A 14,190-nucleotide genomic window follows, 5' to 3' on the forward strand; every position below is an offset into this window, starting at 1 on the left:
AGTGCCCTTCCGAGGTCGGACATTTTCTGTGCGATCTGATGATTGGTCCTTGCTCGGTGCCGCAACGCGTCGTTACGCTGCATTCTTTGCGGAGGCCACGGCGATGAACAAGGCACTACGGCGACGATTCGACTTGAAGAAGAGCCTATTTTTGCTGCCGAACATGATCACGCTGACGAGCATCTTTTGCGGGTTTTACAGCATCGTCACGTCGGCGAGGGCGCAGGGGGAAAGTGATTTTTACCGCGCTGCGTTGCTCATCGTGTTCGCGATGTTTTTCGACACGCTCGATGGACGCGTTGCACGGGCGACGAAGACGCAGAGTGCGTTTGGACTGCAGATCGATTCGCTTGCCGACATCGTTTCGTTCGGCGTGGCGCCATCGCTCCTCGTTTACCAGTGGCAGCTCTTCCGTCTCGATACGCTTGGTCTCGTCGTCTCCTTCTTGTTCACGGCGGCCGGTGCTGTGCGTTTGGCTCGATTCAACGTGCTCAGCATGGGTGATGGCGGCAAACCGTCGAAGCCGTCGAAGTACATCGTGGGTTTGCCCATTCCGGGAGCTGCCGGCGTCCTCGTGGCGATTGTCTTGGCAAACCACTCGGCTGGGGACGTCATCGGTCATGCCGAGCACGCTCCGATGATCCTGGGCGTGACGTTTGGCTTGTCGGTCTTCATGGTGTCGACGATCCGTTTCCGTTCGTTCAAGGAAGTTCGCTTCAACGCGATGACCGCGCTGCTCGTCACGTTCGTCGTGCTCTCCAGCGTGTTTGTCTCGGTGAAGATGCAGCCGGCCTTCGTTCTGCTTTGGCTGCTCGGTTGCTATCTCTTCGTCGGTGTGGTCGAGTCGATTTGGCAGTTGCCTCGTCGCATGCGTTCATCCGCCGTCGCGCGTGATTCGAGCCCCCCGCCCGCAGCGACGGCTTAGTTGATACCGGGCCAGAGTTTGTCCGCTCGCTTCGCGCGCGTGGGACGCGCGCTCCGCGAGGCTAGTTCACGATGGGGGGGCCCGAGGCTCGCCTCCCGGTGCTTTTGCGCTGCGCACAAGAGCACGGCGAGGCTCGGGCCTCCCATACCCCCCCAGGATCGAATGGAGACCTCGTCATTGTGCGTGCTTGTTCGTCGGGCTTTGTCCTAGACTCGTGACCATTCCATGAGAAATCGCGTGTTTTTTCCGCAAGCTGCCCTCGATGAATGGGTTGCGGACGAGCGTGTCGAGCTGCGCAACGAAGAATTGCTGATCAAGAGCGAGAACCGGAAGTACCGCATCGTCGAAGGCATTCGTGTCTTGCGCGAAGTGAGCGGTATGTCGGACGGCCACGAGCTCATCGGCAAGGTCAAGTCCAAGGCGTTTTTGCTCGAGCTTGGCGCGGAGCTACTCGAGACATCCATGATTTTGGGGGACAACGCATACGACGTCGTTCCAGGATTCGTGGGAGCACCCATCGGAGCGATCGCATCGCAACAAGCGCCGACCTCATCTTCACCAGCACCGGTGCCCGTAACGGACGAGGATTTGCTGGCGGCCTTCCTGGCCACGAAACTTTGATGCGACAGGCTCGCAGCTTGTCCGTTCGCCCTGTTGCCTCGCCAGGGACGCGCTACCTTCACGGCCGATGACGCACGTCCTTTCACTGGCCACGTTCCTCGTGGCGGCGCTCCTCTATGGAGTGGCCAGCGTGCTGTTTTTTCTCGATATCGCCCGGAAAAACCTGAGGCCTGGCCCTACGAACGATGGCCGTACGAGCGCGCGATCCTCAGCCGAGCCACGGCTTCCACCCGCGCTCCTCGGCATCGCAGCAGTTTCGCACCTGGCCTACGTCACCTTCGCGGGCATCGTGGCCAAGGTTTGTCCTGTCAACTCAGTGCATTTTTCGCTCTCCCTTGCATCGATCCTCGCAGTGGTCCTGTATCTCCCAGCCAGGAGACGATTTCGTATCGATGCGATCGGCGTGCTCCTGGCCCCACTGGGTCTCGCAACCATCCTCGGTACATTTTTCGTAGGCCAACCGGCCTCCGCCAATTCGTTCGGCGCTCCGTTTCTTGCTCTCCACGTGCTCGCCAACCTCGCTGGCGCGGCGCTGTTCATGCTCGCTGGAGGTTCGTCACTGCTTTATTTGATTCAGGAACGTAGGATCAAACAGAAGCATGCACAGGCTCGGACGCGTCGCCTTCCGCCGCTCGAAGTGCTGGACAAAGCAGGCCATCGTTTTCTCGTGGCGGGTTTTCCCTTGCTCACGCTCGGCATCCTCACGGGGACCATCTGGTCGAACCATCTCGAGTCGGGGACGATCGACGAGATTTTACGCTCGGTGCTCGGCTACACGACGTGGTTTGTCTTTGCCACCGTTTTGCTTCTACGCGCCGCGGCCGGATTTCGTGGCCGGCGAGCCGCATACGGCACGATCACCGGCCTTCTTTGCGTCGCAGCCGTACTTGCCATCTATCTCGTGCGGCCGGCCATCGAGCGGGTTGGAGGCTAAGCGGCGTGATCGTCGTCGTCGGCCTCTCGCACAAGACAGCTCCGATCGCCATTCGCGAACGCCTCGCCGTTGGTCGAGACGAACTTCCGGAGCTCCTCGCACGACTTCGGGCAAACGATGCCGTGAACGAAGCCGTCGTCTTGTCCACGTGTAACCGTGTCGAGATCTTTGCAGCTCCCGCACTCGGCGAGCCGCTCGAAGCGACTCGCAGCGTCGTGCTGACGAAGCTCGTGGCGATGGGCGGTGAGATGGCTCGGCAGCATCTGCATGCCAAGGACGGCAAAGATGCCATCAAGCACCTGTTTCGCGTGGCGTCGTCGCTCGATTCGCTCGTCGTTGGCGAGCCACAGATTCTCGGGCAGTTGAAGGATGCCATCGAGGCAGCGCGCGAAGCGAAGTCGTTAGGACAAACCTTGGGCAAAGCGATGCTTCGCGCCGTGCGCGTAGGCAAGCGTGTCCGTCATGAAACGGCCATTGGTGCTGGGCAAGTGTCGGTTTCGAGCGTGTCGGTGGATCTCGCGCAGGAGATCTTCGGCGAGTTGCGCGGCAGAAAAGCGGCTCTCGTGGGCGCGGGCGAGATGGCCGAAGCAGCAGCACGTTTGCTTGCCAAGGCAGGAGCCAAGATCGTCGTGCTCAACCGCAGCCCTGCTCGGGCAAACCTTTTGGCGCAAGACGTCGGCGGCGAACCTCGAACCATGGCGGATCTCGAACGAACACTGGCCGAAGTCGACATTGCCATCGCGTCGACGTCGAGTCCCACGCACGTGATCACGACGGACTTGATCAAACGCGTGCGCAAAGCGCGCCGTGGCAAGAGCTTGTTTTTGATCGACATCGCCGTACCTCGAGACATCGATCCCGCCGTCCACGAGCTCGATGGGGTGTACCTCTACGACGTCGACGATCTATCGCGCATCGTTGCGGAATCGCTCGAAGGCCGTGCGGTCGAGGCCGTGCGGGCCGAAGAGATCGTCGACGAGGAGACGGCAGCGTTCGAGCAGTGGACGCTCGAGCGCGAGCTCACGCCGACGATTGCCAAGATGTTCGCACGAACGCGCGGTGTGCTCGCGTCCGAGCTCGAGCGCAGTCTTGCTGGTCGTCTGAAGCACCTTGGTCCTGCGGAAAAGGATGCGCTTTTGGCGATGATTGGAGCAGCAACGAACAAGCTACTCCACGGTCCCGTGAGCCGGCTTCGCGAGCTTGCCGGGGACGCGCGCGCGGACATGTATGTCGAAGTGATGCAGGATCTTTTCGAGCTTGCGGAGGTTCAGGTTTCGGCCAAGGAGCAAGCCGAAGCGGAATCCGTGGCGATGGCCGAACCTCGTCTTCTTCGCAAAATCGACGACGAAATCCCCCTGCACGAAAGTCTCGGCCCACGTACTTCGGTGCGTGATGTCGTGGATGCAAAGGACCTCCGATGACGACTCGGTTGATTCTCGCCACGCGTCGTTCTGCGTTGGCACTGGCCCAATCTCGAGCCTTCGCGCGTGCACTGATGCAGGCATCTCCAGGGCTCGAGATCGAGGAGCTCGAGGTGGTGACGAAGGGTGATCGGATCACCGACAGACCGCTTGTCGACGTGGGTGGCAAAGGGCTGTTCATCAAGGAGCTCGAGGAAGCGCTGCTCGAAGGAAGAGCGCACATCGCGGTGCATTCTTTCAAAGACGTTCCGGCCGAGATCGCGCCCGAATTTGCGATCGCATGCGTACCCTTGCGCGAAGATCCGCGGGATGTGCTCGTTTCGGCGAGCGGCGCAAAACTCGCGGATCTGCCGCACGCAGCCCGCGTTGGAACGTCGAGCCTTCGGCGAGCTGTGGCCTTGCGGCTCGTTCGTCCGGACTTGGTGATCGTTCCGTTGCGAGGCAACGTCGACACGCGTTTGCGGAAGCTCGAGGAAGGGCAGGCCGAGGCGATCGTGCTTGCGCGCGCAGGGCTCGTTCGCTTGGGGATCGCGCATCGAGCGACCGAAGTGCTGGAACCGGAAGTGATGCTACCGGCGATCGGGCAGGGCGCGCTTGCCGTGGAGATTCGCGCATCGGATACGGAAACGCGTGAGCTTCTGTTGCCGCTCGTGCATCGAGAGACCGAAGTTTGTGTTGCGGCAGAACGAGGCGTGATGGCATCGCTCGGGGCCGATTGTCGCACGCCGGTTGCAGCACATGCCGTGAGGCGTGGTGACGTGTTGTGGCTTCGAGCGATGGCGGCCGATGCGGATGGAAGCAACGTACGAACCGGGGAGCGACGAACTCCGTGGCCTGTCGACGTTGCCGACGCGCGGCGTGTCGGCTTGGATCTTGGGCAAGAGCTCGTGCGGGGTCAGGCGAGCTGACGGCTCGTGCGATCGATGAGTGGCTCGGTAGCGATTGTTTTGCACGCGCACTTGCCATGGGTGCGCAGTCCCGAGCATCCACGATCGCTCGAGGAGCGGTGGCTTTACGAGGCGCTTTGGGAATCGTACCTGCCGCTCGTCGACGTCTTCGAAAGGCTCGTGGACGACGGCGTTTTGGCGCCCGTGACGGTGTCGCTATCGCCACCGCTCATGGCGATGCTCGGCGACTCGCTTCTGCGCCAGCGGTTCGTCGCGCAGCTCGATCGTCTCGACGAACTTGTTGCGCGCGAATCGATCCGGACGCGTGCGCTTCCGGATGTGGCGCACGTCGTCGAGTTTTACCGCGAGCGGCTGGCTCGTACGCGCGCGACGTGGGCGCGTATCGGTGGAGACCTCGTGGGGGCTTTCGTGCGTCTCGAGCGTGCGGGGGCGATCGAGCTTGTGACGACGTGCGCGACGCACGCCTACTTACCGGCGCTCACGCCGGCATCGGTGCGAGCGCAAATCGAGATAGGGCTGCGAGCGTTCGAGGTGTTTGCGGGGCATCGACCGCGAGGGATGTGGCTACCCGAATGCGGGTACGATCCTTCGATCTCGAACGAGATTGTCCGGGCAAACGTGCGTTACACGGTGCTCGATGCGCATGGTATCGAGCTTGCGCAGCCGCGACCTCCGGCTGCGATTTTCGAGCCCATCGTTGCGCCTTTTGGTGTGGCGTTTTTCGGTCGCGATCCGTGGGCATCGCGTGACGTGTGGTCGCGTGAGGTGGGTTATCCCGGCCATCCCGATTATCGCGACTTTTACCGTGATATCGGCTTCGACTTGCCCGAATCGATGCTCACCGGGGAGGTTGGTCCGGATGGAACGAGGCTCATGACGGGGTTGAAGTACCATCGGGTGACGGGGCGCGGTGTCGACAAGGAGGTTTGGAATCCCGAACGTGCGGACCAGCAAGCGCGGATCGATGCCGAGCATTTCGTGCAGGGGCGCGTTGCAGCGCTAGCGGCACGAGGTGACACGCGAGATCAAGCGATCGTGGTTGCGCCGTTCGATGCCGAGCTGTTTGGGCACTGGTGGTTCGAGGGGCCGGTCTTTCTCGAACACGTTCTGCGCACGCTCCACGCGTCGAAGGGCGAGACGGGCGTCGCTGCGATCACGCTGGGCGGCTATCTTGCGAAACAGCCGGAACTAGCGGTTGCCGAGCCTATGGCGTCGTCGTGGGGCGAGGGAGGATTTGGTGACGCTTGGCTGGGTCGATCGCTCGATGGGACAAGCCAAGCAGGCATGTCACCCGCGCACTTGATTCGACACATGCGCCATGCGGAGAGGACCGTGCGGCGAGTCGTTGCGACGCGTCGGCATGCCGACGGCGTAGTAGGTCAGGCGATTGATCAGGCGATCGTGGAGCTGTTGCTTCTCGAGTCGAGTGATTGGGGGTTCATGCTTCGACGTGGCGACATGTCGCGCTACGCGACGAGTCGCGTGCAGGCGCATGCGAGCCGCGTGGAGCGCTTGTGTAGGCTCGTCGATCGCGGATGGATCAATGCCGAAGACGAGCGATGGATCGTGCGCTTGCGTGAGCACAATCCTTTTCTTGCGCAGCTTGGTGGTGAACGTCTTCGCGACGTGTTCGACGCGACGAGTTGACGACCGCTCAGAACGTTGCGCGCAGAGCGGCTGAGGACGGGCCTACGACAAGCTCGAGGCTCGTCTTTGGTGCATCTGGTGCAGGTGTGGACGGGGGTTGATCCGCGGGCGTGTCTTTGACGGGCACGCGTTTGCCCCCGATGACCCACAGCGGAATTCCGACGCCGATTGCCGCGAGGCCTGCGACGAGCACCCCGATGCCGACGCCGAGTTGCGTTTCGTCCGCGCGCGTTTCGCAGACTTCTGGGCCAAACCCTCGGTTGCAGTAGATCGGGATCTGGTCGGATGCCGTCGTTGCGACTGCGGATCCGATGAGCACGCCGAGGATGCCGCCGGTCGTCAGAAGCACGCCGCCCACCATCATGCCAGCGTTGTGACGTTCGAACTTCGGCGGCGGAGGACCTGCGGGAGGCCCGTAATACGGGCCGTAATACGGCGGGTAACCTGGTGGATAGGGAGCATAGCCCGGAGGGGTTTGTCCGTACTCACTCGGAGGCGCGTATCCAGGCGGAGGCGCGTATCCAGGCGGAGGTCCGTACCCTGGTTGAGGCGCATAACCTGGAGGCGGCGCGTATCCAGGCGGAGGCCCATATCCAGGTTGCGGCGCGTATCCAGGTGGAGGCGTTGGCGTTCCCGCGGGTGGTTGCGCCGTTGGCGGTGGTTGTGGCGGTGGTGGCAGCGCAGTCGTGGGCGCCGCCGCATCCGGCGCAGCTCCGGGCGGTGGAGGCGGTGGGGGTTGCGCTTGGGCAAACCCGATCGTGTTCACGAGCAGCACTGACGACAAGCTCACGCACGCAAGGGCGGCGCGTGTGCGGGAGAGATGTGCCGAGCGGGGCGGCGCGTTTGGGGCTGGCGTGAGCATCGACGTGTGTCCTTTCGATCGAACGTTGCGCGACGGATGTGCTCGCTCGTGCGCACGCTGCAGGATAGCGGAAAGAGTGGCGAGCGGGCTACAGCGAGTGCTCGACGCGTTGGAGCAGTGATTCATTCGTAGTCGTCGCTCGGAGAAGGCGCGGGCTTTGGCGGTGCAGGTTTGCTTGGTTGTTTGACCGTCGCGATGGGCTTCGTTGCGGGAGCGGTCGTGGTGGGTTTGTCGCTTGTCTTTTTCGCCGGAGGCTCTTCCTTCGCCGGAGGTTCTTCCTTCGGCTCGGGTTTGTCCGCGGGAATCGCCGAAGCGATTGGTTCGGGCGCGATCGCGGATGCAGGCGCTTGCGGCTCGGCGACGACCGGTGGCGGAAGAGGTGGTGCTGCGGCGGGTTTCGGCGCTTCCGTGCGTGCCGGTTCCGAGCGTTGTTCCGTCGCTGTCGTCTGGGGTTTGTCTTCCGAAACCAGCGCGGGAGAAGGCTTGCGCGTTGCGAAATATGCGATCAGGGCGGCAACGGCGAGGAGTGCGCCGAAGGCGAAGATAGCGAGTTCGCGGCTTGGCTTTTTCTTGGCACGAGCTGGTGCGGGAGTCGGTGATGATTCGCGCGGCTTTTCCGTCGTCGTGGGTTCGGATGCTTTGACGGCGGATTTTGCAGCGGTGCGTTTGGGACGCTGGGGCGCGGTTTTTTTCGGAGCGCTCGGTGCCGCGGCGGCTGCGGGCGGACTGCTCGGTGCCGGGTTTTTCTCGGCAGGCGTAGGGTTTTGCGGAACGGACGGAGTGCGATTGCGAGCACTGCGGGCACGCATTTCCTTGCGCTGGGCACGGGTCGGCTTTTTACTCACGATCCGACGGTACTCGAAGCGCGTTCGATCTGGCAAAACCCCTGCGCTTTGGGGTGGGAAACGAGGGCTGTGGCAAAAGTCGCGCCCACCAGCTTGACACGGCACCTTCCCCGAGTATCTTCCGCGTCCCCTTTCCGGGTTAGAACGATCCACCATGCCGACCATTAGCCAGCTCATTCGATACGGCCGTGAAGCCGCTCGTTACAAGACGGCCTCTCCGGCGCTCAAGTCTTGCCCCCAACGCCGTGGTGTCTGCGTTCGTGTGTACACGACGACGCCCAAGAAGCCGAACTCGGCCTTGCGCAAAGTTTGTCGCGTGCGCCTCACGAACCAGATGGAGGTCACGAGCTACATCCCGGGCGAGGGGCACAACCTGCAAGAGCACTCCGTCGTGCTCATCCGCGGCGGCCGCGTGAAGGACCTGCCGGGCGTGCGTTATCACGTCGTGCGCGGTACCTTGGACGCGTCTGGTGCGGCAGGGCCGAGCTCCACCAACAAGGCGACCCGCAACCGCAAGCGTTCGAAGTACGGCGTCAAGCGCCCGAAGCGCTGATCGCGTCGCGAGCGTCATCGATTTTCAATTCGTGATCTGAGGAAGCACCCATGCCTCGTCGACGTGAAGTTCCGAAGCGCAGAATCATTCCGGACCCGAAGTTCAAGGACAAGCTCGTCGCCAAGTTCACCAACTCGCTCATGCTGAGCGGGAAGAAAGCGACGGCGGAGAGCATCTTGTACGGCGCGTTCGATGTCATTCGCGACCGTTTCAAGGAGGAGCCCATCGAGGTCTTCCGCAAAGCTCTCGACAACGTCAAGCCGAAGCTCGAGGTCAAGAGCCGACGCGTCGGCGGTGCGACGTATCAGGTGCCCGTCGAGGTTCGTCCGGAACGACGCGTGGCGCTGGCCATGCGTTGGCTCGTGACGTACTCGCGCTCGCGTGGCGAAAAGACGATGCGTGAGCGCCTTGCGGCGGAGTTCATCGATGCCGCTCAGAATCGCGGCAACGCGGTGAAGAAGAAGGACGACACGCACAAGATGGCGGAAGCCAACAAGGCTTTCGCGCACTACCGCTGGTGACCTTCGCGTCGCAAGCTGAGGTTTGGGGCGAAGGACGCAGAAGGCGATCCCAAGCCCCAAACGTTCGAGCTAGGTGAAGCCGAGCGCGACTTTGCCTCTGGGACCAACGAAGCAGGGAGACACATCGACCGAGATGGCACAGGCGACATAAGGATCGGGTTACGTAGCTCGAACAATAGGCAGCGCTCGTGTTGAACAGCGCCGCCGGCGAACGTACCCCGACACCCTCTCCAGGTTTCTCGAAGCTCACCGAATGGAGGTGAGCAGGGCTGGAGAGGGTGTCGTGCGTTTGGAGTTCGATACGACAAACTGGACCGAAAGACGCTGAAGGCCGCATCGAGCGAAAGGCCGACCGGACGGAGGAACCAAATGGCGCGCGACTACAGCTTGGAACGCACGAGAAACATCGGGATCATGGCCCACATCGACGCGGGCAAGACCACGGTGACCGAGCGGATCCTCTATTACACCGGCGTCAACTACAAGCTCGGCGAAGTGCACGAAGGCGCTGCGACGATGGACTGGATGGTCCAGGAGCAGGAGCGCGGCATCACCATCACGGCGGCCGCGACGAACTGTTTCTGGGAGCCGGAAGAAGGTCCCTACAAGGGGATCCGGCATCGCGTGAACATCATCGACACGCCGGGTCACGTCGACTTCACCATCGAGGTCGAGCGAAGCCTGCGCGTGCTCGATGGGGCCGTTGCGGTGTTCGATGGGGGCAATGGCGTCGAGCCGCAGAGCGAGACGGTTTGGCGTCAAGCGGACAAGTACAAGGTCCCGCGCATCGCGTTCATCAACAAGATGGACAAGGTCGGTGCGGACTTCGAGATGTGTGTCGATTCGATGAAAGACCGTCTCGGAGCCAATGCCGTCGCGGTGCATTTCCCGCTTGGAGCCGAGGATCAGTTTCGCGGCGTCATCGAGCTCGTGCGCATGCAGGCGGCGGTGTTCGACGACGAGACCAAGGGGCAGAAGTTCGCGTGGACTGACATCCCCGAAGATCTTTTGCCGCGCTGCAAGCAGCTCCGTGAAGTGCTCGTCGAGGCTTGTGCGGATGCCAGTGACGCGGTGATGGAAAAGTTTGTCGCAGGCGACACCGGTTCCGTTACGGCGGACGAGCTTTACGCAGCGATTCGCGCGGGCACGTTGGGGTTCAAGTTTGTCCCGGTGCTTTGCGGTTCGGCATTCAAGAACAAGGGCATTCAGCTCTTGCTCGATGCGATCCTTCAGTACTTGCCGTCGCCGGTCGATATTCCTCCGGTGCAAGGGACGGATCCGGACAAGAAGGACAAGGTCGTGACGCGCAAAGCGAGCGACTCGGAGCCGTTTGCGGCGCTTGCGTTCAAGGTGATGAACGATCCCTTCGGGCACCTCACGTATTTCCGCGTGTATTCGGGCACGGTGGAAAGCGGCGCGAGCGTGCTCAATTCGACGCGAGGCAAACGCGAGCGATTCGGGCGCATTTTGCGCATGCACGCGAACAAGCGTGAAGAGATCAAGACCTGCTACGCAGGCAATATTTACGCAGCCGTGGGGCTACGGGATACGCGCACGGGCGACACGCTCTGTGAGGACAAACATCCCGTGGTTCTCGAGCGGATGGAGTTTCCCGATCCGGTCATTTCGATCGCGATCGAGCCAAAGACGAAGGCTGACCTCGACAAACTGGGGGTGACGCTTCAGAAGCTGATGTTCGAGGATCCTTCGTTTCGTACGTACACAAACGATGAGACTGGGCAAACGATCATTTCGGGGATGGGTGAGTTACACCTCGAGATCATCGTCGACCGGTTGAAGCGTGAGTTCAAAGTGGACGCCAACGTTGGCAAGCCTCAAGTGGCCTATCGCGAAACGGTGCTGCGCAAAGCAACGAACGTCGAGGGCCGTTTCGTAAGGCAAACGGGCGGACATGGTCAATATGGTCACGTCGTGATCGACGTCGGCCCTGCGCCTCGAGGCACGGGGTTTGTCTTCGTGAACGACATCACCGGCGGCATCATCCCCAAGGAATTCATTTCTTCGATTGAGAAGGGAATTCGGGATGCGCTCGGGCGCGGAGTGCTCGCCGGGTATCAGGTGGTGGATGTCGAAGTGCGTTTGCACTTCGGGAGCTACCACGAGGTCGATTCATCGGGCCCCGCCTTCGAGGTGGCCGGCTCGATGGCTTTCCAGGACGGAGCCAAACTCGCGGGGCTCGTGCTCCTGGAGCCAGTGATGTCGGTCGAGGTCGTTTGCCCTGAGCAATACCTTGGTGACGTCATTGGCGACCTGAATTCACGCCGCGGAAAAATTGTGGATATGGGTCAACGGGGCAACGCACGCGTGGTGCGTGCCGAGGTCCCGCTGGCAACCATGTTCGGTTACGCGACCGACGTTCGCTCGAAAACGCAGGGTCGCGCGACGCACACGATGCAGTTCTCTCATTACGCACCTGTTCCTGCCGCGATCCAGGATGAGATCGTTGCCAAGCAGCGAGGATAGAAGGCCATGGCCAAAGAGAAATTCAATCGAACCAAGCCCCACGTGAACGTCGGCACGATCGGTCACATCGATCATGGCAAGACCACGCTCACTGCAGCCATCGTCAAGGTCCAGTCCGAGGACAAGCTCGCCAAGGTGATCTCGTACGCCGACATCGCCAAGGGCGGTACGGTTCGCGACGAGACCAAGACGGTGACGATTGCAGCGGCGCACGTCGAGTACGAGTCGCCGAAGCGCCACTACGCGCACGTCGACTGCCCCGGACACGCCGACTACATCAAGAACATGATCACGGGTGCGGCGCAGATGGACGGCGCGATTCTCGTCGTCAGCGCGCTCGACAGCGTCATGCCGCAGACCCGCGAACACGTGCTCCTCGCGCGTCAGGTCGGTCTGAACCACCTCGTCGTGTTCCTCAACAAGTGCGATGCGGTCGACGACCCCGAGATGCTCGACCTCGTCGAGATGGAAGTCCGCGAGCTCCTCAACAAGTACAAGTTCGATGGCGACAACGCGCCCGTCGTTCGTGGTGCGTCGCTTCCGGCGCTTCAGGGCGATGCGAAGTGGAAGCTATCGATCAAGGAGCTGCTCAATGCGCTCGACAGCTACATTCCCGAGCCCGAGCGTGCCGTGGACAAACCCTTCCTCATGGCGGTCGAAGACGTCTTTTCGATCAAGGGCCGTGGTACGGTCGCGACGGGTCGTATCGAGCGCGGCGTGATCAAGGTTGGCGAAGAGATCGAGATTCTCGGCTTCAAGGACACGAGGAAGTCCGTCGTCACGGGCGTCGAGATGTTCCGCAAGCTGCTCGATCAAGGCCAAGCTGGCGACAACGTCGGGTGCCTCTTGCGTGGTGTCGAGAAGGACGAGATCGAGCGCGGTCAGGTGCTCGCCAAGCCCGGTTCGATCAAGCCGCACACGAAGTTCCTCGGCGAGGTGTACGTCTTGAAGAAGGAAGAGGGCGGTCGTCACACGCCGTTCTTCACGAATTATCGTCCCCAGTTCTACATCCGCACGACGGACGTGACGGGTACGGTGATGCTGCCCGAAGGCGTGAAGATGGTCATGCCGGGCGACAACATCACGATGAACATCGAGCTCATCGCCCCCGTGGCTCTCGAGGAGCAGATGCGGTTTGCCATCCGCGAGGGTGGGAAGACCGTTGGCGCTGGGGTCGTTACGAAGATTCTCGAGTAAGGAAAAACCAGCGTCATGGCCGACACGACGAAAATCCGGATCCGCCTGAAGGCGTTCGATCATCAGCTTCTGGACAAGTCCACGAGTGACATTGTCGAGACAGCCAAGCGAACGGGCGCACATGTTGCGGGTCCCATTCCTCTGCCGACGGAGATCCGTCGGTACACGGTCCTTCGCGGCCCGCACGTGGACAAGAAGTCGCGCGAGCAGTTCGAGATTCGCACGCACAAGCGGCTATTGGACATCATCGAGCCCACGCAACAGACCCTCGACGCCCTGATGAAGCTCGATTTGTCGGCTGGTGTCGACGTCGAGATCAAGAGCTAGGAGCCGCGCATGAAAGTCAACGTCTACAACCTAAAGCGCGAGCAGGTTGGCGAGATCGAGCTTTCTGACGAAGTCTTCGGTACCGAAGTGAAAGAGCATCTCTTTTACGAGGTGGTGAAGGCTCAGCTTGCTTCACGCCGAGCGGGCACGAAGGCGACGAAAGAGCGCAGTGCCGTAAGTGGTTCGTCCAAGAAGCTTTATCGTCAAAAGGGCACGGGCCGAGCGCGTCAGGGTTCGCTCCGTGCACCGCATCATCCCGGTGGTGGTGCGGCGCATGCGCTCGAGCCGCAGGACTGGTCGTACCGTCCGCCTCGCAAGGTGCGTATTGGCGCGTTGAAGAGCGCCTTGTCGCTGTTTGCGAAGCAGGACCGCCTGATCGTGTTGGACAGCCTCGAATTGCCCGAGTTCAAGACCAAGGCGATCGTCGATGCGCTTGGTGCTCTCAAAGCCGACAAGAAGGCGCTCGTCGTCGATAATGCCGGCAATGAAAAATTGGTGAAGTCGATTCGCAACCTCGAGCATCACCAGTTCTTGCCGCCGGAAGGGGTCAATGTGTATGACCTCCTCCGCCACGACCACCTCGTCGTCTCGAAAGAGGCGGCCAAAGCGCTCGAAGCGCGCTGCCTTCGCTAGAGGGAACACGCCATGCAGCCCGAGCACATCATTCGTCGGCCGATCGTTTTGACGGAAAAGTCGAGCCGGCTTCGAGAACAAGGCAACAAGGTCATCTTCGAAGTTCATCCGGAAGCGAACAAGATTCAGATCAAGAACGCGATCCAGACGCTCTTCAAGGTTGGCGTGGTCGATGTGAACACGCTCGTCATGCGCGGTAAGGACCGTCGCATGGGGCGTGGTTACGCCAAACTCCACAACTGGAAAAAGGCCGTCGTGACCCTCGCGCCGGGCGACCAAATCCAGTTTTTCGACGAGGAGAAGTCGGAGTAA

At 61.5% G+C, this 14,190-nt stretch carries 15 protein-coding genes; 13 read left to right on the forward strand and 2 right to left on the reverse strand.

What is annotated here, in order from left to right:
* The first annotated feature begins 103 nt into the window (after nt 1–103).
* The 6 genes from pssA (at nt 104) to IPM54_19215 (ending at nt 6,456) form a co-directional block, all read left to right on the forward strand.
* Nucleotides 104–925: a CDP-diacylglycerol--serine O-phosphatidyltransferase gene (gene pssA, locus IPM54_19190; protein ID MBK9261915.1), complete on the forward strand. Its 822-nt coding sequence runs from the start codon at nt 104–106 to the stop codon at nt 923–925.
* Between the two features lie 225 nt (nt 926–1,150).
* The gene (locus tag IPM54_19195; protein MBK9261916.1) at nt 1,151–1,546 is read left to right on the forward strand and encodes a hypothetical protein; all 396 of its coding nucleotides are present in this window, start codon (nt 1,151–1,153) and stop codon (nt 1,544–1,546) included.
* Nucleotides 1,547–1,613: 67 nt separating this feature from the next.
* On the forward strand, nt 1,614–2,480 hold the full coding sequence (ccsA, locus tag IPM54_19200) for a cytochrome c biogenesis protein CcsA (GenBank protein ID MBK9261917.1): 867 nt from the start codon (nt 1,614–1,616) through the stop codon (nt 2,478–2,480).
* A gap of 8 nt (nt 2,481–2,488) precedes the next feature.
* Complete coding sequence (locus IPM54_19205) at nt 2,489–3,901, forward strand: glutamyl-tRNA reductase (protein ID MBK9261918.1); 1,413 nt, start codon at nt 2,489–2,491, stop codon at nt 3,899–3,901.
* Complete coding sequence (gene hemC, locus IPM54_19210; GenBank protein MBK9261919.1) at nt 3,898–4,809, forward strand: hydroxymethylbilane synthase; 912 nt, start codon at nt 3,898–3,900, stop codon at nt 4,807–4,809. Before IPM54_19205 ends, hemC begins: the two co-directional genes overlap by 4 nt.
* A 15-nt stretch (nt 4,810–4,824) precedes the next feature.
* Complete coding sequence (locus IPM54_19215; protein MBK9261920.1) at nt 4,825–6,456, forward strand: DUF1957 domain-containing protein; 1,632 nt, start codon at nt 4,825–4,827, stop codon at nt 6,454–6,456.
* Between the two features lie 7 nt (nt 6,457–6,463).
* Here IPM54_19215 and IPM54_19220 read toward each other — a convergent pair whose 3' ends face one another.
* Together IPM54_19220 and IPM54_19225 are read right to left on the reverse strand one after the other, a co-directional pair.
* On the reverse strand, nt 6,464–7,246 hold the full coding sequence (locus IPM54_19220) for a hypothetical protein (protein ID MBK9261921.1): 783 nt from the start codon (nt 7,244–7,246) through the stop codon (nt 6,464–6,466).
* 194 nt (nt 7,247–7,440) lie between these two features.
* Nucleotides 7,441–8,163: a hypothetical protein gene (locus IPM54_19225; GenBank protein MBK9261922.1), complete on the reverse strand. Its 723-nt coding sequence runs from the start codon at nt 8,161–8,163 to the stop codon at nt 7,441–7,443.
* Nucleotides 8,164–8,317: 154 nt separating this feature from the next.
* Here IPM54_19225 and IPM54_19230 point away from each other — a divergent pair, with 154 nt between their 5' ends.
* The 7 genes from IPM54_19230 (at nt 8,318) to rplW (ending at nt 14,190) form a co-directional block, all read left to right on the forward strand.
* Nucleotides 8,318–8,716 carry a 30S ribosomal protein S12 gene (locus IPM54_19230; GenBank protein MBK9261923.1) on the forward strand — a complete coding sequence of 133 codons (399 nt, stop codon included), beginning with the start codon at nt 8,318–8,320 and terminating at the stop codon, nt 8,714–8,716.
* A gap of 50 nt (nt 8,717–8,766) precedes the next feature.
* Entirely contained in the window at nt 8,767–9,237 is a 471-nt protein-coding gene (rpsG, locus tag IPM54_19235; GenBank protein ID MBK9261924.1) for a 30S ribosomal protein S7, read from the forward strand.
* 369 nt (nt 9,238–9,606) lie between these two features.
* Complete coding sequence (fusA, locus tag IPM54_19240) at nt 9,607–11,721, forward strand: elongation factor G (GenBank protein ID MBK9261925.1); 2,115 nt, start codon at nt 9,607–9,609, stop codon at nt 11,719–11,721.
* A 6-nt stretch (nt 11,722–11,727) separates the two neighbouring features.
* Nucleotides 11,728–12,918, forward strand: a complete 1,191-nt coding sequence (tuf, locus tag IPM54_19245; protein ID MBK9261926.1) for an elongation factor Tu — start codon at nt 11,728–11,730, stop codon at nt 12,916–12,918.
* Between the two features lie 15 nt (nt 12,919–12,933).
* Nucleotides 12,934–13,245: a 30S ribosomal protein S10 gene (gene rpsJ, locus IPM54_19250; protein MBK9261927.1), complete on the forward strand. Its 312-nt coding sequence runs from the start codon at nt 12,934–12,936 to the stop codon at nt 13,243–13,245.
* Nucleotides 13,246–13,254: 9 nt separating this feature from the next.
* The gene (gene rplD / locus IPM54_19255) at nt 13,255–13,878 is read left to right on the forward strand and encodes a 50S ribosomal protein L4 (GenBank protein ID MBK9261928.1); all 624 of its coding nucleotides are present in this window, start codon (nt 13,255–13,257) and stop codon (nt 13,876–13,878) included.
* A 12-nt stretch (nt 13,879–13,890) separates the two neighbouring features.
* Nucleotides 13,891–14,190 carry a 50S ribosomal protein L23 gene (gene rplW / locus IPM54_19260; protein MBK9261929.1) on the forward strand — a complete coding sequence of 100 codons (300 nt, stop codon included), beginning with the start codon at nt 13,891–13,893 and terminating at the stop codon, nt 14,188–14,190.

Source organism: Polyangiaceae bacterium, from assembly GCA_016715885.1.
Classification (GTDB): Bacteria; Myxococcota_A; Polyangia; order Polyangiales; family Polyangiaceae; genus Polyangium.

Excerpts from the sequence above, each read along its gene's own strand:
- rplD (MBK9261928.1), top strand. The coding sequence starts at position 13,255 with ATGAAAGTCAACGTCTACAACCTAAAGCGCGAGCAGGTTGGCGAGATC.
- IPM54_19215 (MBK9261920.1), top strand. The coding sequence starts at position 4,825 with ATGAGTGGCTCGGTAGCGATTGTTTTGCACGCGCACTTGCCATGGGTG.
- rplW (MBK9261929.1), top strand. The coding sequence starts at position 13,891 with ATGCAGCCCGAGCACATCATTCGTCGGCCGATCGTTTTGACGGAAAAG.
- IPM54_19195 (MBK9261916.1), top strand. The coding sequence starts at position 1,151 with ATGAGAAATCGCGTGTTTTTTCCGCAAGCTGCCCTCGATGAATGGGTT.
- IPM54_19230 (MBK9261923.1), top strand. The coding sequence starts at position 8,318 with ATGCCGACCATTAGCCAGCTCATTCGATACGGCCGTGAAGCCGCTCGT.
- rpsJ (MBK9261927.1), top strand. The coding sequence starts at position 12,934 with ATGGCCGACACGACGAAAATCCGGATCCGCCTGAAGGCGTTCGATCAT.
- rpsG (MBK9261924.1), top strand. The coding sequence starts at position 8,767 with ATGCCTCGTCGACGTGAAGTTCCGAAGCGCAGAATCATTCCGGACCCG.
- fusA (MBK9261925.1), top strand. The coding sequence starts at position 9,607 with ATGGCGCGCGACTACAGCTTGGAACGCACGAGAAACATCGGGATCATG.
- ccsA (MBK9261917.1), top strand. The coding sequence starts at position 1,614 with ATGACGCACGTCCTTTCACTGGCCACGTTCCTCGTGGCGGCGCTCCTC.
- hemC (MBK9261919.1), top strand. The coding sequence starts at position 3,898 with ATGACGACTCGGTTGATTCTCGCCACGCGTCGTTCTGCGTTGGCACTG.
- tuf (MBK9261926.1), top strand. The coding sequence starts at position 11,728 with ATGGCCAAAGAGAAATTCAATCGAACCAAGCCCCACGTGAACGTCGGC.
- pssA (MBK9261915.1), top strand. The coding sequence starts at position 104 with ATGAACAAGGCACTACGGCGACGATTCGACTTGAAGAAGAGCCTATTT.